Raw genomic sequence first — 23252 nt, forward strand, 5'->3', positions numbered from 1 at the left:
GTGACCGATCCGAGCGAGGAGCTTCAGCAGCGGCTCGAACGCGTCCTGCTCGGCGGCAGGCGGAAGTACACCCGGCTCGAAGTGGCGGAGAAGGCCGGCGTGCCCGACGAGCGGTCACGCCGGCTCTGGCGCGCGCTGGGGTTCGCGACCGTGCGCGACGACGAGGTCGTCTTCACCGACGCGGACGTCGAGGCGATGCGGACCGCCGATCAGCTGGTGCAGTCGGGGCTGATCGATCCGAGCATCGAGGTCTCGGTGACGCGCGCGCTCGGCCAGCACCTGTCGCGGCTGGCCGAGTGGCAGGTCGACATGCTCTGGGAGCTGATCAAGCAGCAGCCGGAGCTGGGCCGCAGCGAACGCCAGGTGACCCGCCTGGTCGATGGGCTGCTGCCGGAGCTGGAGCGGGTGCAGAACTTCGTCTGGCGCCGCCACCTGGCGGCGTACGCGGGGCGGGCGTTCGCGGCCTCGGACGAGCACCTGGAGACCCGCACCGAGGTGGTCGGGTTCGTCGACATGGTGGGCTACACGCGGCTGACGCGCCAGATCGGCGAGGACGAGCTGAGCCGGGTCCTCGACGCGTTCGAGACCGTGGCGACGGAGGTGATCGCCGAGCACCACGGCCGGGTGGTGAAGATGATCGGCGACGAGGTCCTGTTCGTGGCGGACGCCCCGGTCGACGCGGCGGAGATCGCCTTGACGCTGACCGAGCGCACCTCGGCGGACGAGACGTTGCCGGCGGTCCGCGCGGGCATGGCCTCGGGCCGGATCCTGTCGCGGTTCGGCGACGTGTACGGCTCGGTGGTCAACCTGGCGGCCCGCCTGACCTCGGTGGCCCGTCCGGGCACGATCCTGGTCGACCGCGAGCTGGCCGCGGAGCTGGCGGAGGAGAAGGCGTACGAGCTGCGTGCCCGCAGGCCGGTGACGGTCCGGGGCTACAACCGCCTCCGCCCGGCCGCGCTGCGCCGGGCGAGCGAAGCCCCGACGGGGATGTTCGCCAGTTCCCAGCAACTGGCGGCGGAGATGCTGGGCCTGGCGGGGCCGGAGGAGCGCGGCCCGCAGCCGGAGGACCAGGTGACGGAGATCCCGGAGCCGAGGCCCCGCCGCCGGCGGCGCCGCAAGCTCTGATCAGGCGTCGAAGTCCACCGTGAGCGTCTCCGAGACCGGGTACGACTGGCACGTCAGCACGAACCCCGCCGCGATCTCCGCCTCCTCCAGCGCGAAGTTGCGCCGCAGGTCCACCTTTCCCTCCGTCACGCGTGCGCGGCACGTCCCGCACACCCCGCCCTTGCAGGCGAACGGCAGGTCCGGGCGGAACTTCTGCGCCCCGTCGAGCACCGATGACGAGCGCGGCAACGTCATCGGGGTCGACCGGCCGTCCAGGATCACCGATACCTCGGACGACTCGCCCGCCACCGCCGGGTCGAGGTGTTCCACCGGGGCCGGCGGGGTGTCCACGTAGAACAGCTCCTGGTGGATGCGCTCCCGCGGCACGTCCAGCGACGCCAGCAGCTCCTGTGCTCCCGACACCATCTCGAACGGGCCGCACAGCCACCAGTGGTCCACGGACGACACCGGCACCAGCGAAGAGAACAGCGTGCGCAGCTTCGGGACGTCCAGGCGGCCCGTGAACAGCTCCGCCTCGCGGGGCTCGCGCGACAGCACGTGGATCAGCTCGAGCCGCGAAGGCGCGCTGTCCTTCAGGTCCGCCAGCTCGTCCGCGAACATCACCGTGTCCGTGCGGCGGTTTCCGTACAGCACCGTCACCGTTGCCGTCGACGAGCGCAGCAGCGAGGACACGATCGACAGCACCGGCGTGATGCCCGAGCCCGCCGCGATCAGGACGTGGTGGCCGCCCTCCGAGAGGTCCGGGGTGAACGAACCCGTCGGCGGGGCCACCTCGATCGTGTCGCCCGGGCGGACTTCGTTCACCAGCCACGACGAGAAAAAGCCGTCCGGGACCAGGCGGACGCCCACCCGCGGTAGCGCGCCCGCCGGGGCGCAGATCGAGTACGACCGGCGCTCGTCGCGCCCGTCGATCGAGCGCCGCAACGTCAAGGACTGGCCGGCCTTGAAGGCGTACTCGGACGCCAGCGACGAAGGCACGTCGAACGTCACCGCGACCGCGTCGTCGCACAGCCGCTCGACCCCGGCCACCGTCAACTCGTGGAACCGTGCCACCTCAGATCTCCTTGACGTGTTCGAACGGCTCGAGGCACGCGCGGCAGCGCCGCAGTGCCTTGCACGCCGTCGCGCCGAACCGGGACTGCTCTTCGGTGTCCGGGGAACCGCAGTGCGGGCAGCGGACTCGCGTCACCGGCGCCGACAGCGTCAGCGGGATCGGGCCCGATCGCCGCGGTGCCGCACCCGGCGGGGCGATCCCGGCCGCGGCCAGTTTCTCCCGCCCCGACGGCGAAATCCAATCCGACGTCCACGCCGGTGACAGCTGCGTCCGGATCTCGACGTCCTCGAAGCCCGCCGAAACCAGCGCGTGCTCCAGGTCGTCGCGCATGGTGTCCATCGCCGGGCAGCCCGTGTACGTCGGCGTGATCGCGACGACCACGCGCCCTTCGGACTCGGACACCGAGCGCAGGACGCCCAGGTCCGCCAGGGTCAGCATCGGCAGCTCGGGGTCGGTGACCGTGGCGGCCACGGCCTCGGCGGTCACCATCGAGCGTCCGGCATCGCCCGGGCCACGCTCTGCAGCTCCGCCAGCAGGAACCCCATCTGCTCGGTGTGGACGCCGTCGCGGCCCGTCCGGCCCGAGACACCGGCAAGCTCGCCGGCAGACGGCCGCACCAAAGTCGCCGCGGACAAAGCCTGGTCGACGACAAGATCGAACTCCGGCCGCAGGGAAGCCGCGTCCACGAACTCGGTGGGGTGCGCGCGGAACAGCTCCCCCACGTACGGCCAGACCTCGTCCAGGCCCTCCTGCATCCGCGAGTGCGACAACGGCGTCCCGTCGCCGAGGCGGACCAGCCACTGCGCCGCGTAGTCGCGGTGGTAGGTCAGTTCCTTGACGCCCTTGTCCGCGATCGCCGCCAGCACGGGGTCCGCCGACGACTCGAGCCGCTGGAACAGCGCCAGCCGCCACGTCGAGAACACGAACAGGCGTGCGATCAGGTGCCCGAAGTGGCCGCCGCCCAGCTCCGCGAGCCGGACGTTGCGGAACTCGTTCTCCGCACGGAGGAAGGCAAGCGAGTCCTCCGAACGGCCGGAGCCGTCGGCCTTCCCGGCCCGCGCCAGCAGCAACCGCGCCTGGCCCAGCAGGTCCAGGGCGATGTTGGCGATGGCGACCTCGTCCTCCAGCTCGGGCGCGTTGGTGCACCACTCCTGCAGCCGGTGGGAGAAGATCAGCGCGTCGTCACCCAGCATCAGGCAGTACGCGGCCAGCCGCCCGGCGTCCACCCCGGACGGCACCGAAGTGTCCACTCCGGACAGTGGGTCGTCGAAGCCGGTGCCGAACGCCCAGCGGGCGTCGTTCTCCTCGGTGATGGCCTCGTACACGTTGTCGAAACTCATATGTGCGGCACATCCTCGGGGATGTCGTAGAACGTCGGGTGCCGGTACACCTTGTCGCCGCTGGGCGCGAAGAACGGGTCCTTCTCGTCGGGCGACGACGCCGTGATGTCCGCCGCGCGCACGACCCAGATGGACACGCCTTCGTTGCGGCGCGTGTAGAGGTCGCGCGCGTGGTGCAGCGCCATCCGGTCGTCGGCCGCGTGCAGCGACCCGACGTGCACGTGGTTCAGGCCGCGCTTGCCGCGGACGAACACCTCGTACAACGGCCAGTCGTGCTTGATCGGGCCCGGAGCCGCGGGGACGCCTTCCAGGGGGACGGCGCCGTGGCCGCCTTCGGCCGTCAGGTCGGTCACTTGTGCTCCTTCTTCCCGGCGTGCGCGACGGCGGCTTCCCGCACCCAAGCACCGTCTTCGTGGGCGCGGCGCCGGTGCGCGATCCGCGAAGCGTTGCAGGGCCCGTTGCCCTTCAGCACGTTCTTGAACTCGTCCCAGTCCACCGCGCCGAAGTCGTAGTGCCCGCGCTCGGCATTCCACTTCAGAGCAGGGTCCGGGAACGTGACGCCGAGGGCTTCGGCCTGCGGCACCGACATGTCCACGAACCGCTGCCGCAGCTCGTCGTTCGTGTGGCGCTTGATCTTCCACGCCATCGACTGCGCGGTGTTCGGCGAATCGGCGTCCGGCGGGCCGAACATCATCAGCGACGGCCACCACCAGCGGTTGACGGCCTCCTGGACCATTTCCCGCTGCTGCTCGGTGCCCTTCATCATGGTCATCAGCAGCTCGTAGCCCTGCCGCTGGTGGAAGGACTCCTCCTTGCAGATCCGGATCATCGCCCGCGCGTACGGCCCGTACGACGACCGGCACAGCGGCACCTGGTTGCAGATCGCCGCGCCGTCGACCAGCCAGCCGATCACGCCGACGTCGGCGAAGGTCAGCGTCGGGTAGTTGAAGATCGACGAGTACTTCTGCCGTCCGGTGATCAGCTTGTCGGTCAGGTCCGCGCGGTCCGCGCCCAGCGTCGCCGCCGCCGAGTACAGGTAGAGGCCGTGGCCGGCCTCGTCCTGCACCTTGGCCAGCAGGATCGCCTTGCGCCGCAGCGACGGCGCCCGGGTGATCCAGTTGCCTTCGGGCTGCATGCCGATGATCTCCGAGTGCGCGTGCTGCGCGATCTGCCGGATCATCGTCTTGCGGTAGCCCTCGGGCACCCAGTCGCGCGGCTCGATGCGCTGATCGCGCTCGATCGTGTGCTCGAAGTGCGCTTCGAGAGCGGGTTCGGCTACGGCGGTCACGGCTGCTCCTTCGAAACCAGCGTCAGGACGTCGTACTTGGCCACGGACTCGCCGTCGGCGTTGGTGACGTCGGCGTCCCAGCGGACCTCGCCGTACTCCTGGTCGATCCGCGGGGTGATCTGCTTCGCGGTCAGCGTCACCGTCAGCGAGTCGCCGACCTTGACCGGGGTGAGGAAGCGGAGGTTCTCCAGGCCGTAGTTGGCCAGCACCGGGCCCGGCTCGGGCGAGACGAACAACCCTGCCGCAAACGAGACGACCAGGTACCCGTGCGCGACGATCCCGCCGAACAGCGGGTTCGCGGCCGCCGCTTCGGGGTCGGTGTGGGCGTAGAACGTGTCGCCGGTGAACTCGGCGAAGTGGTCGACGTCCTCCTGGGTGACCGTGCGCGGCCCGGCGACGACGGAGTCACCGATCTTCAGCTCGGCCAGGGACTTCCGGAACGGGTGGACGTCACCTTCGGTGCGCGGCGCGCCGGTGACCCAGCGGCCGGTGACGGCGCTGAGCACGGCGGGCGAACCCTGCACGGCGGTGCGCTGCATGTGGTGCAGGACCCCGCGGATGCCGCCCATTTCCTCGCCGCCGCCCGCGCGGCCCGGGCCGCCGTGGACCAGCTGCGGCATCGGCGAGCCGTGCCCGGTGGACTCCTTCGCGTCCTCGGCGTCGAGCACCAGCAGCCGGCCGTGGAACGGCGCCGCGCCCAGGACGACCTCGCGGACGAACTCCTTGTCCGCGCTGACGATCGACCCGGCGAGGCTGCCGCCGCCGCGCGCGGCGAAGTCGACGACCTGTTCGGTGGACGTGTACGGCATCAGCGTCGAGACCGGGCCGAACGCCTCGACCTCGTGCGGCTCGGTTCGTTCCGGGTCGGCCTTGAGCAGCACCGGCGAGATGAAGGCGCCGCGCTCGGCGTCGGCGTCCACGACCTCGACGCGCTCGGGGTCGCCGAACACGACGCTCCCGGCGTCCAGCAGCGCCTTCAGCGACCGCCGGACCTCCTCGCGCTGCTCCAGGCTGGCCAGCGCGCCCATCCGGACGCCTTCGGCCGTGGGGTTGCCGACGGTCACCTTCGCGAGCCGCGCGGAAGCGGCCTCGGCGACGTCGTCCAGCAAGGCGGCGGGGACGAACGCGCGGCGGATCGCGGTGCACTTCTGGCCGGCCTTGACCGTCATCTCCGTGGTCAGCTGCTTGACGAAGAGGTCGAACTCGGCCGTCCCGCGCACCGCGTCCGGGCCGAGGATCGAGCAGTTCAGCGAGTCGGCCTCGGCGTTGAACCGGACGGCGTTGCGGATGATCACCGGGTGCGCCCGCAGCTTCTGGGCGGTCGACGCCGAGCCGGTGAAGGACACCAGGTCCTGCGCGGTGACGTGGTCCAGGAGGTCGCCGACGCTGCCGGCGACGAACTGCAGCGACCCCTCGGGCAGGATCCCCGACTCGATGATCAGCTCGACCAGCCGCGCGGTCAGGTAGGCCGTCGAGCTGGCCGGCTTCACCAGGCTCGGGACCCCGGCCAGGAACGCGGGCGCGAACTTCTCCAGCGGACCCCACACCGGGAAGTTGAACGCGTTGATCTGGACGGCGACGCCGCGCAGCGGGGTCGCGATGTGCTGGGCGACGAACGTGCCCCCGCGCGAGAGCGGCTCGACGGCGCCCTCGACGTAGACGGTGTCGTTCGGCAGCTCGCGCTTGCCCTTCGAGCCGTAGCTGAACAGGACGCCGATGCCGCCGTCGATGTCGAACTTCGAGTCACCCAGGGTCGCGCCGGTGCGAGCGGAGAGTGCGTAGAGCTCTTCGCGGTGCTCGCGCAGGTGCGAGGCCAGGGCCTTGAGCAGGGCCGCACGCTGGTGGAACGTCAGCTCGCGCAGCGCCGGGCCACCGACCGTGCGGCCGTACGCCAGCGCGGCCGCGAAGTCGACACCCGCCGAGGAGATCCGGGCGACCTCCTCGCCCGTGGCCGCGTCGTGCAGCGGGACGCCTTCGTCCGCCGCCGTGTGCCAGCTCCCGGAGACGTAGCTGCGCAGCAGTGCCATCAGGTCCCTCTCGCCGAATTACCTACCGGACGTTCAGTTAATCGCATGGTAGCCGCCGCACTCGAAGATCGGAAGACCTCGACGCTTGACACGGCCCCGACCACTGCCTTTACTGAGCGACACCGCGAGGTGACCGTCCATTCGGTCGGTGGGGACGGAGAGCAGATGACCAACGCCGCGCACACCATGTTCGCCGCCGACGAGGCCTCACGCGCGTTGGGCATCGAACTCGTCGAAGCGGGCGAAGGCCGGGCCGTGGCGACCATGACGATCACGCGCGCGATGGTCAACGGCCACGACATCGCCCACGGCGGGTACGTCTTCCTCCTGGCCGACACGGCGTTCGCCTGCGCCTGCAACACCCACGGCCCGGTGACGGTCGCGGCGGGCGCGGAGATCTCCTTCGTCGCGGCCGGCCGGCTGGGTGACCACCTCGTCGCCACGGCCACCGAGCGCACCCGCTACGGCCGCAACGGCATCTACGACGTCACCGTGCACCGGGAGACCCCCGCCGGGCCCGAGGTCGTCGCCGAATTCCGCGGCCGCAGCCGCGTCCTCTCCGCGAAACGGGACCGACCATGATCGAGACGGACATCGGCGCCGACGAGCTGGCCGCCCTCCAGCTGGAACGTCTGCAGTGGACACTCCGGCACGCCTACGCGAACGTGCCCGCCTACACGCGGAAGTTCGACGAAGCCGGCGTCCACCCGGATGACTGCACGGAACTGGCCGATCTGGCGAAATTCCCGTTCACCACCAAGCAGGACCTGCGCGAGAACTACCCGTTCGGGATGTTCGCCGTGCCGCAGGACCAGGTGCGGCGCATCCACGCCTCCAGCGGCACCACCGGCAAGGCCACCGTCGTCGGGTACACCGAGCGGGACATCGACACCTGGGCGACGGTGATGGCCCGCTCGATCCACGCCGCCGGCGGGCGGCCGGGGCACAAGGTGCACGTCGCCTACGGCTACGGGCTGTTCACCGGCGGCCTCGGCGCGCACTACGGCGCCGAGAAGCTGGGCTGCACGGTGATCCCGGCCTCGGGCGGGATGACCGCGCGGCAGGTGCAGCTGATCACCGACTTCCGGCCCGAGGTCATCATGGTGACGCCGTCGTACATGCTGACGCTGCTCGACGAATTCGAGCGCCAGGGCGTCGACCCGCGGGCGAGCTCGCTGAAGGTCGGCATCTTCGGCGCCGAACCGTGGACCGAGCAGATGCGCACCGAGATCGAAGACCGGTTCGCGCTCGACGCCGTCGACATCTACGGGCTGTCGGAGGTGATGGGCCCGGGTGTCGCGCAGGAGTGCGTCGAGACGAAGGACGGCCTGCACATCTGGGAGGACCACTTCTACCCCGAGGTGATCGACCCGTACTCCGAGGAGGTCCTCGGCGGCGGCGAGACCGGCGAGCTGGTGTTCACGTCCCTGACCAAGCAGGCGCTGCCGATCATCCGCTACCGCACCCGCGACCTGACCGAGCTGAACCCGGGCACCGCACGGCCGGCCTTCCGGCGGATGGCCAAGGTGACCGGCCGGACCGACGACCTGATCATCCTGCGCGGGGTCAACGTCTTCCCCACCCAGATCGAGGAGATCGTGCTGCGGACGGCCGGGCTGAGCCCGCACTTCCAGCTCGTCCGGTCCACGCGCGGCCGGCTCGACCACCTGACCGTGCGGGTCGAGGCCCGCCACGACGCTTCCGGCGACGACCGGTCGCGCGCGGCTTCGGAGCTGGTCACCGGCGTGAAGGACGGTGTCGGCGTGACGGTGTCGGTGGACGTCGTCGACCCGGACACCCTGGAGCGGTCCATGGGCAAGATGCGGCGGATCGTGGACCAGCGGGACAAGCCGTGACGGCCCCGCGGCGCGGGCGGCCCGGCTACGACCTCGAATCGCTGCTGCAGGTGGCGGTGAAGCTGTTCAACGAGCGCGGCTACGACGGCACGAGCATGGAGGACCTCTCCCGCAAGCTCGGCATCACGAAGTCGGCGATCTACCACCACGTGCCCAGCAAGGAGGAGCTGCTGCGGCTGGCGGTGGACCGGGCCCTGGACGGGCTGTTCGAGGTGGCCTCGGCGACGGCTCAGCTCGACGGGCGGGCGATCGACCGGCTGGAACACCTGGTGCGCGGCAGCGTGCTGGTGCTGGCGGACCGGCTGCCGTTCGTGACGTTGCTGCTGCGCGTGCGCGGCAACACGAAGGTGGAGCGGGCGGCGCTGGCGCGGCGGCGCGAATTCGACCGGCTGGTGACGGACCTGGTGAAGCAGGCCGAAGCGGAAGGCGACGTCCGCCCGGACGTCGACCCGGCGGTGACCGCGCGGCTGGTGTTCGGCATGGTGAACTCGCTGATCGAGTGGTACAAGCCGCGGCGCGGGTCGGCGGCGGCCGAGGTCGCGGACGCGGTGTGCAAGGTGGCCTTCGAGGGCCTGCGCACCGGGTCGTGAGGGGTCAGTCCTCCGCGATCTGCGGTGGACGGCCCGCCTGCCACAGCAACGCCTCGCGCAGCTGGCCGATGAGCCGCTCGTCGTCCGCTTCGGACGGATCGATGCCCAGCGGGATCCAGCGCTCGGACACCTTCTCGCCCCGGTCGTAGCCGGAGATCACGATGCCCGAGTACGACAGGGACGCTTCGTCCGCGCAGTCGCCGTCCGGAAGCGGCTCGTCCGCTTCGAATTCCTCGTCGAAGCTGACGTGGCGATGCTGCAGGCGGACGCTCACCCAGCGCCCGGCCGGCCGGATCGGCGCGCCTTCGTCGTTCATCTGCTCCTACCCCCGGTCCGGGCCCCCCTGCCGTCTCGTCGCATCCGGGCGCCGCGGAGTTACCGGCGGGTTGTTCCGGTTGCGTAACGACAAAGGTTGGCGCGAAACACCCCGGGCCCGCCACCGGAGTCACTCTTTTGACAATGGGTCAACTACTTGTTGACAGCGTGCCGATCCCCCGCGAGGCTGAGCGGATGACCAGTGGGACCCGGCCCCGGCGCCGCCGGCTCGAACCGGCCGAACGGCGGGCGGAGATCCTCGCCGCCGCCCGGCACCTGTTCGGGGCGGGCAGCTACGCCTCGGTGTCCACTTCGGACATCGCCGAGGCCGCCGGGGTGGCGCGCCCGCTGATCAACCACTACTTCGGCGGGAAGCGCGAGCTGTACCTGGAAGTGGTGCGGCAGCTGATGATCGTGCCCGCGCCGGTCACCGAAGCGCTGCCGGACACCACGATGGAGCAGCGGCTGGCGATCGGCGTCGAACGGTGGATCGAAGTCGTGGACCGCAACCGCGACGCCTGGCTGACCGTGATCGGGCCGGAGTCGGCCGGGCGCGACCCCGAGATCGAGCGGATCATGCTGGAGGCCGACGAGATCGCCGCCGACCGGGTCCTGGAGGCCGCGCTGATGACCGGCGTGACCGAAGGCCGCGAAGAGCTGCGGGCGATGATCCGGTCGTTCGGCGGGATGCTGCGCGCGGCGTCGCGGGAGTGGCTGATCCGCGGCACGCTGGACCGCGCGGCGCTGCGCACCTTCCTCACCGATTCGCTGCTCAACCTGCTGAAGATCACCTACCCGGCGGTCCTCGCCGAGCGGCGCGGAAGCGACGGGCGAACGCCGCCGGTGTCATCCCGGTCCAGCGCTTGAACGCGTGGATGAAGCTCGACGCTTCGGCGTACCCGAGCCGGTAGGCGACGTCCTCGACCGACAGCACGCCGGTGTCCAGGAGCTCTTCGGCGAGCGTCTGGCGGACCTCGTCGACCAGCGCCCGGTAACTCGTGCCGGCTTCGGTCAGGCGCCGGCGCAGGGTGCGGGTGCTGAGCGTCAGCTGGCGGGCGATTTCGTCCATTCCGGCGTCGACGCCGCCGAGCCGGACCAGGCGTTCCCGCACCTGCTGCGAAATGCCCGAACGCTGCCGGCGCCGGGCGACGAGCGCTTCGCACTGCGCGGCGCACAGGGCCACGGTCTGGTCGTTGGCCTGCGGCAGCGGCCGGCTCAGCAACGCCGGGTCGAGGGTCGCGCGGCAGCCGTCGGCGCCGAAGCGCGGCGGTACGCCGAACGCGGCCAGGTAATCCTCCGGCGTGGACGTTTCGTGCCGGAAGGCCAGCTCGTCCAGCGCGATCTCGGGCAGGAGGTCGCGCATGACGGCGAAGATCGCGGCCAGGTCGCGCAGGACGAGGAAGCGGGCGACGTCGGCGGGCACGCGGCTGTCGTCGAGCTCCAGCGTCAGCCGGTCGGCGCCGAGGACGACGTGCGGGATGCAGAAGGCGAAGCTCAGGTCGAAGTAGCGGAGGGCGAAGAGCATCGCGTCGCGCAACGTCGGGCTGCTGATGCAGGCGAAGCCGAAGATGCCGAAGGTGGTGACGCGGTAGCGGCGGCCCAGCTCCAGCGCCGTCGCGTCCGAGCCGTCCAGGCCGGCCAGCGCCCGGACGACGGCCAGCTCCTGGCGGGCGTCGACCTGGACGGCCGGGTCGGCGAGCAGTTCCGGCGTCAGCGTGGTCGCGGCGAGCAGCCGTTCGGCCGGCACGCCCCGTTCCGCCGCGAACCGGGTCATCAGCTCGATGCTCGCGGTGCCGCGCGGGAAGTCCCAGTCCCCGACGGCGGGCGCGGCGAGCTCGGCCATGGCCGGAATTCTGGATCACGACCGGAGAACGTGTCCAATCGAGGACCGGAACTGTCCTGGATGATCGTTAGGGTGACGACGTGGAGACCTTGAGCCGCCGAGCCGTGAACCGCGCCACGCTGGAGCGCCAGCTGCTGCTGCGCCGGGCGAAGATGTCCGCCTTCGACGCGGTGGCGCACCTGGCCGGGCTCCAGGCGCAGGCGCCGTTCCCGCCGTACTTCGGGTTGTGGTCGCGGGTGGAGGGGTTCCAGCCCGCGGAACTGGCGGAGCTGCTCGAGAGCCGGCGCGTGGTGCGGATCGCGCTGATGCGCGGCACCGTCCACCTGGTGACCGCGGCGGACGCGCTGGCGTGGCGGCCGGTGGTGCAGGTGCTGTACGACCGCGACCTGAAGCAGAACGCCCTGCACGCCCGCGAGCTGGCCGGGCTCGACCACGATCTCATCAGCGAGGCCGCGCGGAAGCTGCTCCTCCACGGGCCGATGCCGGGCACGGCGCTGGGTGCCGAGCTGGCGCGGACCTGGGACGTCCCGGCGGCCTCCCTGACCCACCTGGCCCGGGGCCGGCTGCCGCTGGTGCAGACCCCGCCCCGCGCGATCTGGGGCAAGGCCGGGCAGACGACGTACGCGTGCCTGGACGAGTGGGTGGGCGCTCCCCTGTCGCCGCCTTCGCCCGCTTCGCTGATTTCGCGGTACTTGCGCGCGTTCGGCCCGGCCACCGTGGCGGACGTGCAGACGTGGGCGGGCATCACGCGCCTGGGTGAAGTGGCCGCTTCGATGGACTTGCGCCGCTACCGCGACCCGGACGGCCGCGAGCTGCTGGACCTGCCGGAGCTGACGCTGCCCGGCGAGGACGTCCCGGCCCCGCCGCGGCTGCTGGGACCGTTCGACCAGATGATCCTGTCGTACGCGGACCGGACCCGGGTGATCTCGGACGCCTACCGCAAGCGCGTGATCTCGCACAACGGCCTGGTCAAGGGCACGCTGCTGGTCGACGGCCAGGTGTGCGGCTTCTGGGAGATCAAGGCGTCGCGCAAAGCCGCGGTGATCGAGCTGTCACCGTTCGAGAAGCTGGCGAAGCGGGCTCTGGCGGCGTTGGAGAAGTCGGCGGCAGAACTGGTGAAGTGGGCCGAGGCGGCCGCGGAGACGCACGACGTGCGCGTCCTGCCCCGGGAGTGAGCTGGCCGGAAATCCCGATTGAGTGACCGTTCGTGGCCTGTTGTCACAGGCCCGGAGTCCGTAGCTTTTCCGGCATGACTGGTTCGGCGAAGGGGCCGTCGGTGCTGATCGTGGGCACCGGGTTCGGCGGCATCGGCACGGCGATCGAGCTCAAGCGCGCCGGGTTCACCGGCTTCACGATCCTGGAGAGCGCCGCCGGACCCGGCGGCGTCTGGCGGGACAACACCTACCCCGGCGCCGCGTGCGACATCCCCTCGCCGCTCTACTCCTTCTCCTTCGAGCCCAACCCGCGGTGGCCGAAGCGGTTCTCGCACCAGCCCGACATCCTCGCCTACCTGCGGCGCGTCATCGCGAAGTACGGGCTCGAGCCGCACATCAGGTACCGGACCGAAGTCACCGGGGCCGCGTTCGACGAAGCGCGGAGCATCTGGCGCGTCGAGACGCGGAGCGGGGAGACCTTCGAGGCGAACGTCTTCGTCCCCGCCGTCGGGCAGCTGTCGCGGCCGGCGCTGCCGGACATCCCGAACCGGGAAAGCTTCGCCGGCGACGCCTTCCACTCCGCGCGGTGGGACCACGACGTCGACCTGACCGGCAAGCGCGTCGCCGTGATCGGGACCGGGGCCAGCGCCGTGCAGTTCGTGCCCGAGCTGCGGAAACGCGCGCAGCACGTCACGGTCTTCCAGCGCACGCCGCCGTACGTCATGGCGAAGTCCGATCCGAGCTACCGGCGGTGGCAGCACTGGCTGTTCGAGCACCTGCCGCCGACCCAGCTGCTCGGGCGGCTGCGGATCTTCCTGCTCGCCGAGTACGCCACCTACGCGATGACGCGCCACCCGGTGCTGGCGAAGATGTTCGAGCTGCGGACCGCGCAGCTGCGGCGCCGCCACATCGAGGACCCGGAGCTGCGGGCGAAACTCAAGCCGGCGTACCCCCTGGGCTGCAAGCGGATCCTCTTCACCAACGACTACCTGCCCGCGCTCGCCCAGCCGGACGTCGACGTCGAGACGCGGCGGATCCGCGAGATCACCGAGAAGGGTGTCCGGGTCGAGGACGGGACGGAGATCGAAGCGGACGTGCTGATCTACGGCACCGGCTTCGCCGCGACGGAGTTCCTCGGCCGGCTGGCGGTGCGCGGCCTCGGCGGGCGGTCACTCGGGGACGAGTGGTCCGGCGGCGCGCGAGCGTACCTGGGCATGACCGTGCCCGGCTTCCCCAACCTGTTCTGCGTCTACGGGCCCAACACGAACCTCGGCGCCGGGTCCATCATCTACATGATCGAGCGCCAGGCGCGCTACATCCGGCAGGCGGTGGAACGGCTCGCGCGGCCCGGCGTGTCCTATTTGGACGTGCTACCGGAGGTCGAGGAGCGGTACGACCGCGAGGTGCAGCGGCGGCTGGGCCGCAGTGTGTGGACCGCCTGCACGAGCTGGTACCGGCAGGCCGACGGCCGGGTGACGACCAACTGGCCCGGCCTGGTCACCGAGTACGACCGCCGGACCCGGCGCTTCGACGTCGCCGACTACCGGGTGGCGGGCTGATGGACTACGACGTCCTGGTGATCGGTTCGGGGTTCGGCGGCAGCGTCACGGCGCTGCGGCTGACCGAGAAGGGCTACCGCGTCGGCGTGCTGGAGACCGGCCGCCGGTTCGCCGACGACGAGTTCGCGAAGACGTCGTGGCGGGTGCGGAAGTACCTGTGGGCGCCGGCACTGGGCTGCTTCGGCATCCAGCGCCTGACGCTGCTGAAGAACACGTTCGTGATGAGCGGTTCCGGCGTCGGCGGGGGTTCGCTGGTGTACGCCAACACGCTGTACGAGCCCCCGGACGGGTTTTACGCCGACCCGCAGTGGGCGCACATCACGGACTGGAAGGCCGAGCTCGCGCCGTACTACGACCAGGCGAAGCGGATGCTCGGCGTGGTCGAGAACCCGGCGACGACGGCCGCGGACCGGGTCCTTCGCGAGGTGGCCGTCGACATGGGCATCGGGCACACGTACCGGCGCACGCCCGTCGGCGTCTACTTCGGACAGTCCGGGGTGGACCCGTTCTTCGGCGGTGCCGGTCCCCTGCGTTCCTCCTGCACGCTGTGCGGCGAGTGCATGACCGGGTGCCGGGCCGGGGCGAAGAACACGACCGTGAAGAACTACCTGTACCTGGCCGAGCAGGCGGGCGCCGTGGTCCACCCGCTGACCACCGCGGTCACGGTGCGGCCGATCTCCGGCGGGTACGCGGTGGACACGGTCCGCACCGGCCGCCGGGCCCGCCGGACGTTCACCGCGACGCAGGTGGTGTTCTCCGCGGCTTCGCTGGGGACGCAGCGGCTCCTGCACCGGATGCGGGACACCGGGACGCTGCCTCTCGTGTCCCCGCGGCTCGGGCTCCTGGCCCGCACGAACTCCGAAGCGGTGCTCGCGGCCCGGTCGTTGCGCACGGACACGGACTACACGCGCGGGGTCGCGATCACGTCGTCGATCCACCCGGACGCGGTGACGCACGTGGAGCCGGTGCGGTACGGGCGCGGCAGCAACTTGATGAGCCTGCTGGCGACGGTGCTGGTGGACGGCTCGCCGGGCCGCCGCCGCTGGGTGCTGGGCGTGCGCGAGCTGTGGCGGTCCCGGCGCGACCTGCTGCGGATCCACAACCCGCGGCACTGGTCGGAGCGGATGATCGGGCTGCTGGTGATGCAGACGCTGGACAATTCCGTGACGACGTACACGAAACGCGGCCTGTTCGGCCGGCGCATGACGACTCGCCAGGGTTCGGGAGCGCCGTCGCCGTCGTGGATCCCGGCGGGCCACGAGGTGACGCGCCGGGTGGCTTCGAAGATCGGCGGCCTGCCGCAGGGGGCCTGGACGGATCTGGCGAACATCCCGATCACGGGCCACTTCATCGGCGGCTGCACGATCGGCGATTCCCCCGGAACCGGCGTGGTCGACCCGTACCAGCGGCTGTACGGCCACCCGGGCCTGCACGTGGTGGACGGCTCGGCGATCTCGGCCAACCTGGGCGTGAACCCCTCGCTGACGATCACCGCCCAGGCCGAGCGGGCAATGGCGTTCTGGCCGAACCGCGGGGAGGCCGATCCACGGCCTGAGCTGGGCTCGCCGTACCAGCGCGTGACGGCGGTGGCGCCGCGGAAGCCGGTGGTGCCGTCGGAGGCGCCGGCAGCCCTGCGGCTGCCGCTGACGCCCCGCTGAGGGCCCTCCCGGACCGCGCCGCCGGGAGGGCCTGCTCAGCGCACGGTCAGGGCAGGCCCGCGAGCCCGGCCGACACCGTGTTGGCGAACGCGTACCCCTGCGACGCGTCCCAGTTGATCGACCACGTCATCGCGCCCCTGATCGACGGGTACGTCGTCGACGGCTTGAAGCTGCCGCACGATGTTCCGCGGGCCAGGCAGTTCAGCGCCGAGACCGTGTTGGCCGGGGCCTGGTAGCCGCCGCCCGCTGCCTGCGGGGAGGCCGGGAGGCCCAGGCCGACCTGGTCCGCGCGCAGGCCGCCCTGGAGCTGGATGCAGGCCAGCGCCGTCAGGAAGTCGACCGTTCCCTGCGAATAGACGTTGCCGTTGCAGCCGTTCATCGAGCCGGAGTTGTAGTACTGCATGTTGACGATCGTCAGGATGTCCTTGATGTTCAGCGCCAGCTGAAAATAACCCGCACCGGTGGACTGCATGTCGATCGTCTGCGGCGCCATCGTGATGACCTTGCCGCCGCCGTTGTAGATGCTCCGCAGCGCCTGGCCCATGTACGTGGCGTTGATGCCGTTCTCCAGGTCGATGTCGACGCCGTCGAAGCCGTAGTTCGCGATCAGCGACTTGATGCTGTTCGCGAAGTTGTTCGCCGAGGTCGAGTCGGCGACGCTGATCGTGCCGTTCTGGCCGCCGACCGAGATGATCACCTTCTGGCCGCGGGCCTGCACCGTCTTGACGTCGGCCTTGAACTGGGCGTCCGTGTAGCCGCCGAGCTGCGAAGACAGGCCGGAGTCGAGGGTGAAGCCCACCGCGCCCGGCGTGCCGGTCGCGTCCGCGAACGACACCGCGATGATGTTGTACTTCGCCGGGACGTCGGCGAGCTTCAGCGCCTTGGCACCGTTGTAGAAGTTCTGCCAGTAGCCCGTCAGGACATGCTTCGGCAGGTCACCGTGCGTCGGCGGCGTCGTGGTCGTCGTCGTCGGGGGCGTGGTCGGGGTGGTGGGCGTGGTCGGCGTGGTCGGCGGCGGGGTGCCGGGGCCGTCCAGGCTGACGTCGTCGGCGAAGTACGCCGGCTGGCCGTACCAGCCGTGCAGGTAGACCGTCAGCGACGTGCTCGTGCCGGTCGTGAAGCTCAGCGACAGCTGCTGGTAGCCGCTGGTGCCGGGCGTCCACGTGCTGGTCGTCGCCGAGCCGGAGACGCCCAGGTAGACGTAGCTGCCCTGGACCCACGCCGACAGCTTGTACGCCGTGTTCGCCGAGACGGTGAGCGTCTGCGAGCACTGGGCGTTGTCCGACGACGACGGCGTCGCGTTCAGGGCGCGGCTGCCGCTGTGCACCGGCGTGCTCACCGCGGCCGCCGTGCCGGTGCACGTCCAGCCCGTGGTGCCGGCTTCGAAGCCGGGGTTGGCCAGGATGTTCGCCGCCGAAGCGCTGCCGGCGAGCACGAAAGTGACGCCCAGACACAGCGCCGCCACGGAAAGTAAGGACAGCAGAGCGAAGCGGACCTTGGGGACCACGGGCGACCTCCACGACACTGGTGAGGCAGGTCACCACAAAGTGGACTAGACCAATCTGATTGTCAAGCAGCCCCATCCGAAAGTCGGGGCGGCGGAAACGGCAGAATGAGACGATCGGAACCAGGCGAAGCAGGAGCGTGTTGCAGTGAGCGTGTCGGTCGAGCAGAAGATCGCCGAAGAACTGGGCGTGCGCGAAGGACAGGTCAAGGCCGCCGTCGAGCTGCTCGACGGCGGGTCGACCGTGCCGTTCATCGCCCGTTACCGCAAGGAAGTCACCGGCATGCTCGACGACGCGCAGCTGCGCACGCTCGAAGAGCGGCTGCGCTACCTGCGGGAACTCGACGAGCGCCGGCTCGCCGTGCTCGAGTCCATCCGCAGCCAGGGCAAGCTCGACGAGGCCCTGGAAGCCCAGATCCTCGCCGCGGACACGAAGTCGCGGCTGGAGGACATCTACCTCCCGTACAAGCCGAAGCGCCGCACGAAGGCCATGATCGCGCGCGAAGCGGGTCTCGAGCCGCTGGCCGAAGGCCTGCTGAACGACCCGGCCACGGACCCGCAGGCGGCGGCCACGGTGTTCGTCGACGCGGACAAGGGCGTCGCGGACGCGCAGGCGGCGCTCGACGGCGCCCGCGCGATCCTCGTCGAGCGCTTCGCCGAGGACGCCGACCTCATCGGCGAGCTGCGGGAGAAGATGTGGGGCCAGGGCCACCTGGTCGCCAAGGTCCGGTCCGGGAAGGAAGAGGAAGGCGCGAAGTTCTCCGACTACTTCGACTTCTCCGAGCCCTACACCAAGCTCCCCTCGCACCGGATCCTGGCGATGCTGCGCGGCGAGAAGGAAGAGGTCCTCGACCTCACCATGTCGCCGGACGAGCCGAGCGACGAGCCGCAGGTGGGCCCGACCGACTACGAGTCGCGCATCGCCGCGAAGTTCGGCATCACCCAGCAGGGCCGCCCGGGCGACAAGTGGCTCGGTGACACCGTGCGCTGGGCGTGGCGCACCAAGATCCTCCTGCACCTGGGCATCGACCTGCGGATGCGGCTGCGCCAGTCCGCCGAGGACGACGCCGTCCGCGTGTTCGCGGCCAACCTGCGCGACCTGCTGCTGGCCGCGCCGGCCGGCACCCGCGCCACCATGGGCCTCGACCCGGGCTTCCGGACCGGGGTCAAGGTGGCGGTCGTGGACGCGACCGGCAAGGTCGTCGACACCCACGTCATCTACCCGCACCAGCCGGCGAACAAGTGGGACCAGTCGATCGCCGAGCTGGCGGCGCTGGCGGCGCGGCACAAGGTCGAGCTGATCTCGATCGGCAACGGCACGGCTTCGCGTGAGACCGACAAGCTCGCCATCGAGCTGATCAAGAAGCACCCCGAGCTGAAGCTGACGAAGGCGATCGTGTCCGAGGCGGGCGCGTCGGTGTACTCGGCGTCGGCGTTCGCTTCGGCGGAGCTGCCGAACATGGACGTCTCGCTGCGCGGCGCGGTCTCGATCGCCCGGCGGCTGCAGGACCCGCTGGCCGAGCTGGTGAAGATCGACCCGAAGTCGATCGGCGTCGGGCAGTACCAGCACGACCTGTCCGAGGTTTCGCTGTCGCGCTCGCTCGACGCGGTGGTCGAGGACTGCGTGAACGCGGTGGGCGTGGACGTCAACACGGCGTCGGCGCCGCTGCTGACCCGGGTTTCGGGCATCACGACGGGCCTGGCGGAGAACATCGTGTCCCACCGCGACACGAACGGGCCGTTCCGTTCGCGGATGGCGCTGAAGGAGGTCGCGCGGCTGGGTCCGAAGGCGTTCGAGCAGTGCGCGGGCTTCCTCCGCATCCCGGACGGCGACGACCCGCTCGACTCGTCGGCGGTGCACCCGGAGGCGTACCCGGTGGTCCGGCGGATCCTGTCGAAGACCGGCACGGACATCCGCGCGCTGATCGGCAACTCGCGGACGCTGTCGTCGCTGCGGCCCGGCGAGTTCGTGGACGAGACGTTCGGCCTCCCGACGGTCACGGACATCCTGTCGGAGCTGGACAAGCCGGGCCGCGACCCCCGCCCGGCGTTCAAGACGGCGACGTTCGCCGAGGGCGTGGACAAGATCGGCGACCTCAAGCCGGGCATGCGGCTGGAGGGCGTCGTGACGAACGTGGCGGCGTTCGGCGCGTTCATCGACGTGGGCGTGCACCAGGACGGGCTGGCCCACGTTTCGGCGCTGTCGAAGAACTTCGTGAAGGACCCGCGGGAGGTCGTCAAGCCCGGGGACATCGTGAAGGTGAAGGTGCTGGACGTCGACGTGCCGCGGAAGCGGATCTCGCTGACGCTGCGCCTGGACGACGAGCCGGGAGCGGCCGCGGGCAACCGCGGCGGCGAGCGCCGCGACCGCGGCCAGGGCGGCGGCGGTCAGGGCGGCGGCGGCCAGCGCCGAGGCGGCAGCGGCGGCGGCGATCGGCGCGGCAGTGGCGGCGGAGGTGGCCGGGACCGCGGCGGGAACGCCGGCGGCAGCGGCTCGATGGCCGACGCGCTTCGGCGGGCCGGGTTCGGCAAGTAGAGAGACCTCCGGTGAAGGCGGGCCACCTGCGGGTGGCCCGCCTTCGCGGCGTTCAGGGCTACCGCAGCGCGAACAGGCCCACCGCGAACAGCACCACCGGAACCACGGCCGCAGCCGCGCTGATCACCCACGTACCCCCGCGCGACCCCGCCGGCAACGCATCCTGAACCAACCGCCGCACCAAGGCCGCCTCCACCACCGCCGCCAGCAGGAATCCCAGGCCCACGCTGAAGATCGCCGTCGCACCGACGAACAGCAGGCCTGACGTCGAGGCCGCAGCCAACGGCGCCGCCACCTCCCAGCGCACCACCCCCGCGGCCGCCGCCAGCAGGGCCAGCAGCAGCACGAACGCCACCAGGAAGCCGATCCGGGCCGGCATCGGGTGCGGGCCGCGTGCGAAGAACCAGAAGCCGGCGTCGAGCGCCGCCACGACCAGCGCCAGCCCGACGAAACTCGCACGGAACGTCAGCACCCGATCACTCCGGTGACGTGAATGTCGCTTCCACACTGCCCAGCTCGCCGAAGTCCGCCACCACGTGGCCGTCCGCCCGGATCGGGCACGGCGGGGTCGCCGTTCCCGTCGTCACGATGTCGCCCGGGCGCAGCGACCGGCCGTGGCGGGGCAGTTCCATCGCCAGCCAGTGCAGCGCCAGCCGCGGGTCGCCCAGCACCAGGCTGCCGCTGCCGCGCGAGAACTCCTCGCCGTCGGCGTGGAGGACCACCGAGCGGCGGGGCAGGTCGAGGTCGCGCCACCCCGGCACCGGGCGGCCCGCGACGAACCGGCCCGCGCACGCCGCGTCGGCCAGCAGCTGCGGCCCGCCCGCGTGGCGGTGGTCGGTGTAGCGGCTGTCCGGCAGCTCGATCGCGAGGAACATCGTGTCGACCGCGTCGAGCACCGCGGTCAGCGACGGCGACAACCCCGGGGCGGCCTTGAGCCGGAAGGCGAACTCCGGTTCGGCGACGCCCATCGTCATCGTGTCCGCCGGGATCGGCGAACCCTCGACGTGGTGGAACCGCTCGAACATCGCGCCCGCCAGCGGCCCGGGGACACCGAGGTACTGGCGGGCGTACACGGTGGTCGCGCCGATCTTCCAGCCGGACACCGGCCCGGCCAGCTCGGCGAGCGCCGCCTGCGCCGCCATACCGTCGGCGAGGTCGCCCGGGCGGGCGTCGTCCGGGAGTCCCTCCAGCCGCTTGCCGGTCAGCCACGCGTCCCAGATCAGCTCCGCCGCCCGCTCTCGGTTCACGTCCGAGATCTTGCCAACCGGAACACCGGGTGTCGATCGGCTTCCGCGGCGAACGCCCCGGCCGGGTCGCCCGGCTTCGCGTCGAAGAACGGCGCCGTCACCGGGAGCTTGCGGACGTACGCGCGCAGCACCGGGCCCGCCGTGGCGGCGTCGGCCTCTTCGACCTCCCACGTCTCACGCGTGTCGCCGCGCCACAGCCGGGCGGTCGCGTCGGCGCGCAGGTTGTGCACCCAGCCGACCCGGCCGTACGGCGACACGAGCCAGCGGTCGCCGCCGACTTCGACGACGTTGACCGGAGTGGTGCGGTCGGCGCCGGAACGCCGCCCGCGCGTGGTCAGCAGCCACCGGTGCTCCCGGCGATCGGGATGCCCCGCGTCAAGCACGCTGTCACCAGGACGTTCACCGCTTTCCGCAGGACACCCAGCCGGTACTTCCGCGCCATCACGGGTGCATAGCGTAGACCCCGGAAAGCGCCCGCACCCGCGCCCAGACGTTCTCGAACCGCCCGGCGTCCACCACCGGCTTGCGCAGCGCCGCCAAGGCGATCGCCTGCTGGGCCTCGGTCGAGCTCGCCTTGCCGTTGAGGTCCACCGCCGCGGCGCTGAAGTCCTGCACCAGCACCGCGAAGATCTGGTCGGCGACCTCGTCGTCCAAGCCGGTGATGCGGGCCTGCTCCAGGACGAGCTGGCCGTACACGATCAGCGTGAACAGCTCGGTCAGCGCGAGCCCGAAGTCGAGGTCGGCCTGCTGCGCCTCGTCCGGCGCCGCCTCGGTGAGCAGCTTGACCAGGTAGCCGGCCTGCTCGGTGAACAGCGCGACGTTCGGGATGTGGGCGGCCTCGGCGTAGGCGGTCTTCCAGTCGTGGAACCGGACCTTCGACAGGCCGCGCGCCGGGCCCTGGCGGAAGAGGAACTCGTCGTCCGCGGCGTCGGTGCGGGTCGGCACCGGCGCGTACTCCTGCGGCGCGAACAGGTAGTTCGGCATGAACTTAGCGATCAGCGCCAGGTTGACGGCCACCGTGCCCTCGAGCTTGGGCAGGCCGTCGATGTCGTTCTTGGACATCGCCAGGTAGGTGTCGGCCTCGAACCCCTTGGCCGCCACGACGTCGGCGACCAGCCCGATCACCTTCTGCGCCTCGGTGGTCACCTTCATCTTGGTGATCGGGTTGAACAGCAGGTAGCGGCGGTCGTCCGGGTTCGCGCTGCGGAAGTAGTCGACCGCGCGGTCGGAGAACAGCTTCATCGCGGTCAGCCGCGCGTAGGCCTCGACGAACTCGCGGCGGACGTGCGGGAAGTCCGTCACGGGCTTGCCGTACAGGACGCGGTTGTGTGCGTGCGTGATGGCCTCGTACAGCGAGTGCGTGGCCATGCCGATGCCGCCGAAGCAGAGGTTGAACTTGCCGATGTTGACGGTGTTCAGCGCGGCGCTGAACGCTTCGGCGCCGACGTGCAGGATGTCCTCGGCCTGCACCGGGTAGTCTTCGAGCCGGAACTCGGCGACGTACATCTGCGACGGCACGACGTTCTTCACGACGTGGTAGTTCGGGTGCTCGGAGTCAGCGTAGAAGAAGACGTACTGGTCAGGGCCTTCGACGCCGTCGATGCGGCCGAACACCGACACCGTGCGCGCGCAGTTGCCGTTGCCGATGTAGTACTTCGAGCCGGTCGCGCGGTAGCCGTCGCCGTCCTTGGTGAGCACCATGTCGGACGAGTAGATGTCGGCGCCGTGGTCCTTTTCGGACAGTCCGAAGGCGCCGACGCCGCCGGCGTCCAGCGCGTCGGCCGCGCGCTTGCGGGCGACGTCGTTGCCGCTCTGCCACACCGGGCCGAGGCCGAGGATGGTGACCTGCCACGGGTACCAGTAGTTGAGGCCGTAGAACCCGAGGATTTCCGAGAGCGCCGCGACGCGGCTGGTGTCCCAGCGCTTGTCCGGGTGGCCGCCGGCGTTCGCGGCCGGGGTCAGGAAGGTCGAGAACAGGCCTTCCTTGCCCGCGAACTCGATGAAGTCCGCGTAGAAGGTGCGGTTGTGGTAGTCCTCGGTCAGCTTCGCCTTACCGCGCTGTTCGAACCAGTCGATGGTGGCGCGCAGCAGGCGCCGCGTCTCGGCGTCGAAGTGCGCCGGGTCGTACTCGCGCGGGTTCAGCAGCATGGGTGGTC

At 70.9% G+C, this 23252-nt stretch carries 22 protein-coding genes; 9 read left to right on the forward strand and 13 right to left on the reverse strand.

Features of this window, described 5'->3' with window-relative positions:
- Window positions 1-1125 carry an adenylate/guanylate cyclase domain-containing protein gene (locus ACFVYA_RS02505; protein WP_285988893.1) on the forward strand — a complete coding sequence of 375 codons (1125 nt, stop codon included), beginning with the start codon at window positions 1-3 and terminating at the stop codon, window positions 1123-1125.
- Here ACFVYA_RS02505 and paaE read toward each other — a convergent pair whose 3' ends face one another.
- The 6 genes from paaE to paaZ all read right to left on the reverse strand — a co-directional run bounded on the left by paaE (window position 1126) and on the right by paaZ (window position 6834).
- Window positions 1126-2178: a 1,2-phenylacetyl-CoA epoxidase subunit PaaE gene (gene paaE, locus ACFVYA_RS02510; protein WP_387041490.1), complete on the reverse strand. Its 1053-nt coding sequence runs from the start codon at window positions 2176-2178 to the stop codon at window positions 1126-1128. It abuts the gene before it with no gap.
- A 1-nt stretch (window position 2179) separates the two neighbouring features.
- Window positions 2180-2668 (reverse strand): 1,2-phenylacetyl-CoA epoxidase subunit PaaD, encoded by a 489-nt coding sequence (gene paaD / locus ACFVYA_RS02515; RefSeq protein ID WP_387041493.1) that lies wholly within the window; start codon window positions 2666-2668, stop codon window positions 2180-2182.
- Window positions 2662-3519, reverse strand: a complete 858-nt coding sequence (gene paaC, locus ACFVYA_RS02520) for a 1,2-phenylacetyl-CoA epoxidase subunit PaaC (RefSeq protein ID WP_387041496.1) — start codon at window positions 3517-3519, stop codon at window positions 2662-2664. Before paaC ends, paaD begins: the two co-directional genes overlap by 7 nt.
- Window positions 3516-3800, reverse strand: a complete 285-nt coding sequence (gene paaB, locus ACFVYA_RS02525; RefSeq protein ID WP_034284443.1) for a 1,2-phenylacetyl-CoA epoxidase subunit PaaB — start codon at window positions 3798-3800, stop codon at window positions 3516-3518. The genes paaC and paaB overlap by 4 nt, the downstream gene beginning before the upstream one ends.
- A gap of 68 nt (window positions 3801-3868) precedes the next feature.
- The gene (gene paaA / locus ACFVYA_RS02530; RefSeq protein ID WP_387041498.1) at window positions 3869-4807 is read right to left on the reverse strand and encodes a 1,2-phenylacetyl-CoA epoxidase subunit PaaA; all 939 of its coding nucleotides are present in this window, start codon (window positions 4805-4807) and stop codon (window positions 3869-3871) included.
- Entirely contained in the window at window positions 4804-6834 is a 2031-nt protein-coding gene (gene paaZ / locus ACFVYA_RS02535; RefSeq protein WP_387041501.1) for a phenylacetic acid degradation bifunctional protein PaaZ, read from the reverse strand. The genes paaA and paaZ overlap by 4 nt, the downstream gene beginning before the upstream one ends.
- A gap of 165 nt (window positions 6835-6999) precedes the next feature.
- On the opposite strand from paaZ, the gene paaI reads away from it, so the two are divergent.
- The 3 genes from paaI to ACFVYA_RS02550 are packed head-to-tail and all read left to right on the forward strand — an operon-like array spanning window position 7000 to window position 9280.
- Window positions 7000-7416: a hydroxyphenylacetyl-CoA thioesterase PaaI gene (gene paaI / locus ACFVYA_RS02540; protein ID WP_285988887.1), complete on the forward strand. Its 417-nt coding sequence runs from the start codon at window positions 7000-7002 to the stop codon at window positions 7414-7416.
- Window positions 7413-8690: a phenylacetate--CoA ligase PaaK gene (gene paaK / locus ACFVYA_RS02545; protein WP_387041505.1), complete on the forward strand. Its 1278-nt coding sequence runs from the start codon at window positions 7413-7415 to the stop codon at window positions 8688-8690. Before paaI ends, paaK begins: the two co-directional genes overlap by 4 nt.
- Window positions 8687-9280: a TetR/AcrR family transcriptional regulator gene (locus tag ACFVYA_RS02550; RefSeq protein WP_285988885.1), complete on the forward strand. Its 594-nt coding sequence runs from the start codon at window positions 8687-8689 to the stop codon at window positions 9278-9280. The genes paaK and ACFVYA_RS02550 overlap by 4 nt, the downstream gene beginning before the upstream one ends.
- Window positions 9281-9284: 4 nt before the next feature.
- On the opposite strand, the gene ACFVYA_RS02555 is transcribed toward ACFVYA_RS02550, so the two are convergent.
- Entirely contained in the window at window positions 9285-9596 is a 312-nt protein-coding gene (locus ACFVYA_RS02555; protein ID WP_285988884.1) for a hypothetical protein, read from the reverse strand.
- A 194-nt stretch (window positions 9597-9790) separates the two neighbouring features.
- Here ACFVYA_RS02555 and ACFVYA_RS02560 point away from each other — a divergent pair, with 194 nt between their 5' ends.
- Window positions 9791-10462, forward strand: a complete 672-nt coding sequence (locus ACFVYA_RS02560; protein WP_285988883.1) for a TetR/AcrR family transcriptional regulator — start codon at window positions 9791-9793, stop codon at window positions 10460-10462.
- Here ACFVYA_RS02560 and ACFVYA_RS02565 read toward each other — a convergent pair.
- A complete protein-coding gene (locus tag ACFVYA_RS02565; RefSeq protein WP_387041509.1) occupies window positions 10383-11438 on the reverse strand; it encodes an AraC family transcriptional regulator in 1056 nt (351 codons plus the stop codon). The two genes, ACFVYA_RS02560 and ACFVYA_RS02565, sit on opposite strands and share 80 nt — an antisense overlap.
- An 80-nt stretch (window positions 11439-11518) precedes the next feature.
- Here ACFVYA_RS02565 and ACFVYA_RS02570 point away from each other — a divergent pair, with 80 nt between their 5' ends.
- From ACFVYA_RS02570 to ACFVYA_RS02580, 3 genes are all read left to right on the forward strand, one after another.
- A complete protein-coding gene (locus tag ACFVYA_RS02570) occupies window positions 11519-12613 on the forward strand; it encodes a winged helix DNA-binding domain-containing protein (protein ID WP_387041512.1) in 1095 nt (364 codons plus the stop codon).
- A 74-nt stretch (window positions 12614-12687) separates the two neighbouring features.
- Window positions 12688-14151, forward strand: a complete 1464-nt coding sequence (locus ACFVYA_RS02575; RefSeq protein WP_387041515.1) for a flavin-containing monooxygenase — start codon at window positions 12688-12690, stop codon at window positions 14149-14151.
- Entirely contained in the window at window positions 14151-15809 is a 1659-nt protein-coding gene (locus ACFVYA_RS02580) for a GMC oxidoreductase (protein WP_387041517.1), read from the forward strand. Before ACFVYA_RS02575 ends, ACFVYA_RS02580 begins: the two co-directional genes overlap by 1 nt.
- Before the next feature lie 46 nt (window positions 15810-15855).
- Here ACFVYA_RS02580 and ACFVYA_RS02585 read toward each other — a convergent pair whose 3' ends face one another.
- Window positions 15856-17316: a chitinase gene (locus tag ACFVYA_RS02585; protein ID WP_387041519.1), complete on the reverse strand. Its 1461-nt coding sequence runs from the start codon at window positions 17314-17316 to the stop codon at window positions 15856-15858.
- 145 nt (window positions 17317-17461) lie between these two features.
- On the opposite strand from ACFVYA_RS02585, the gene ACFVYA_RS02590 reads away from it, so the two are divergent.
- On the forward strand, window positions 17462-19849 hold the full coding sequence (locus ACFVYA_RS02590) for a Tex family protein (protein ID WP_387041521.1): 2388 nt from the start codon (window positions 17462-17464) through the stop codon (window positions 19847-19849).
- A 58-nt stretch (window positions 19850-19907) separates the two neighbouring features.
- Here ACFVYA_RS02590 and ACFVYA_RS02595 read toward each other — a convergent pair whose 3' ends face one another.
- From ACFVYA_RS02595 to ACFVYA_RS02610, 4 genes are read right to left on the reverse strand one after another with little or no spacing between them, the layout of a single operon-like run.
- Window positions 19908-20321, reverse strand: a complete 414-nt coding sequence (locus tag ACFVYA_RS02595) for a hypothetical protein (protein ID WP_285988876.1) — start codon at window positions 20319-20321, stop codon at window positions 19908-19910.
- 4 nt (window positions 20322-20325) lie between these two features.
- Entirely contained in the window at window positions 20326-21096 is a 771-nt protein-coding gene (locus ACFVYA_RS02600) for a 2-keto-4-pentenoate hydratase (protein ID WP_387041523.1), read from the reverse strand.
- A complete protein-coding gene (locus ACFVYA_RS02605) occupies window positions 21093-21479 on the reverse strand; it encodes a nitroreductase family deazaflavin-dependent oxidoreductase (protein WP_387041526.1) in 387 nt (128 codons plus the stop codon). The genes ACFVYA_RS02600 and ACFVYA_RS02605 overlap by 4 nt, the downstream gene beginning before the upstream one ends.
- 58 nt (window positions 21480-21537) lie before the next feature.
- Window positions 21538-23244 (reverse strand): acyl-CoA dehydrogenase, encoded by a 1707-nt coding sequence (locus tag ACFVYA_RS02610; RefSeq protein ID WP_387041528.1) that lies wholly within the window; start codon window positions 23242-23244, stop codon window positions 21538-21540.
- Window positions 23245-23252 lie beyond the last annotated feature (8 nt).

This window comes from Amycolatopsis sp. NPDC058278 (assembly GCF_042881395.1).
In the GTDB taxonomy this organism is placed as follows: Bacteria; Actinomycetota; Actinomycetes; order Mycobacteriales; family Pseudonocardiaceae; genus Amycolatopsis.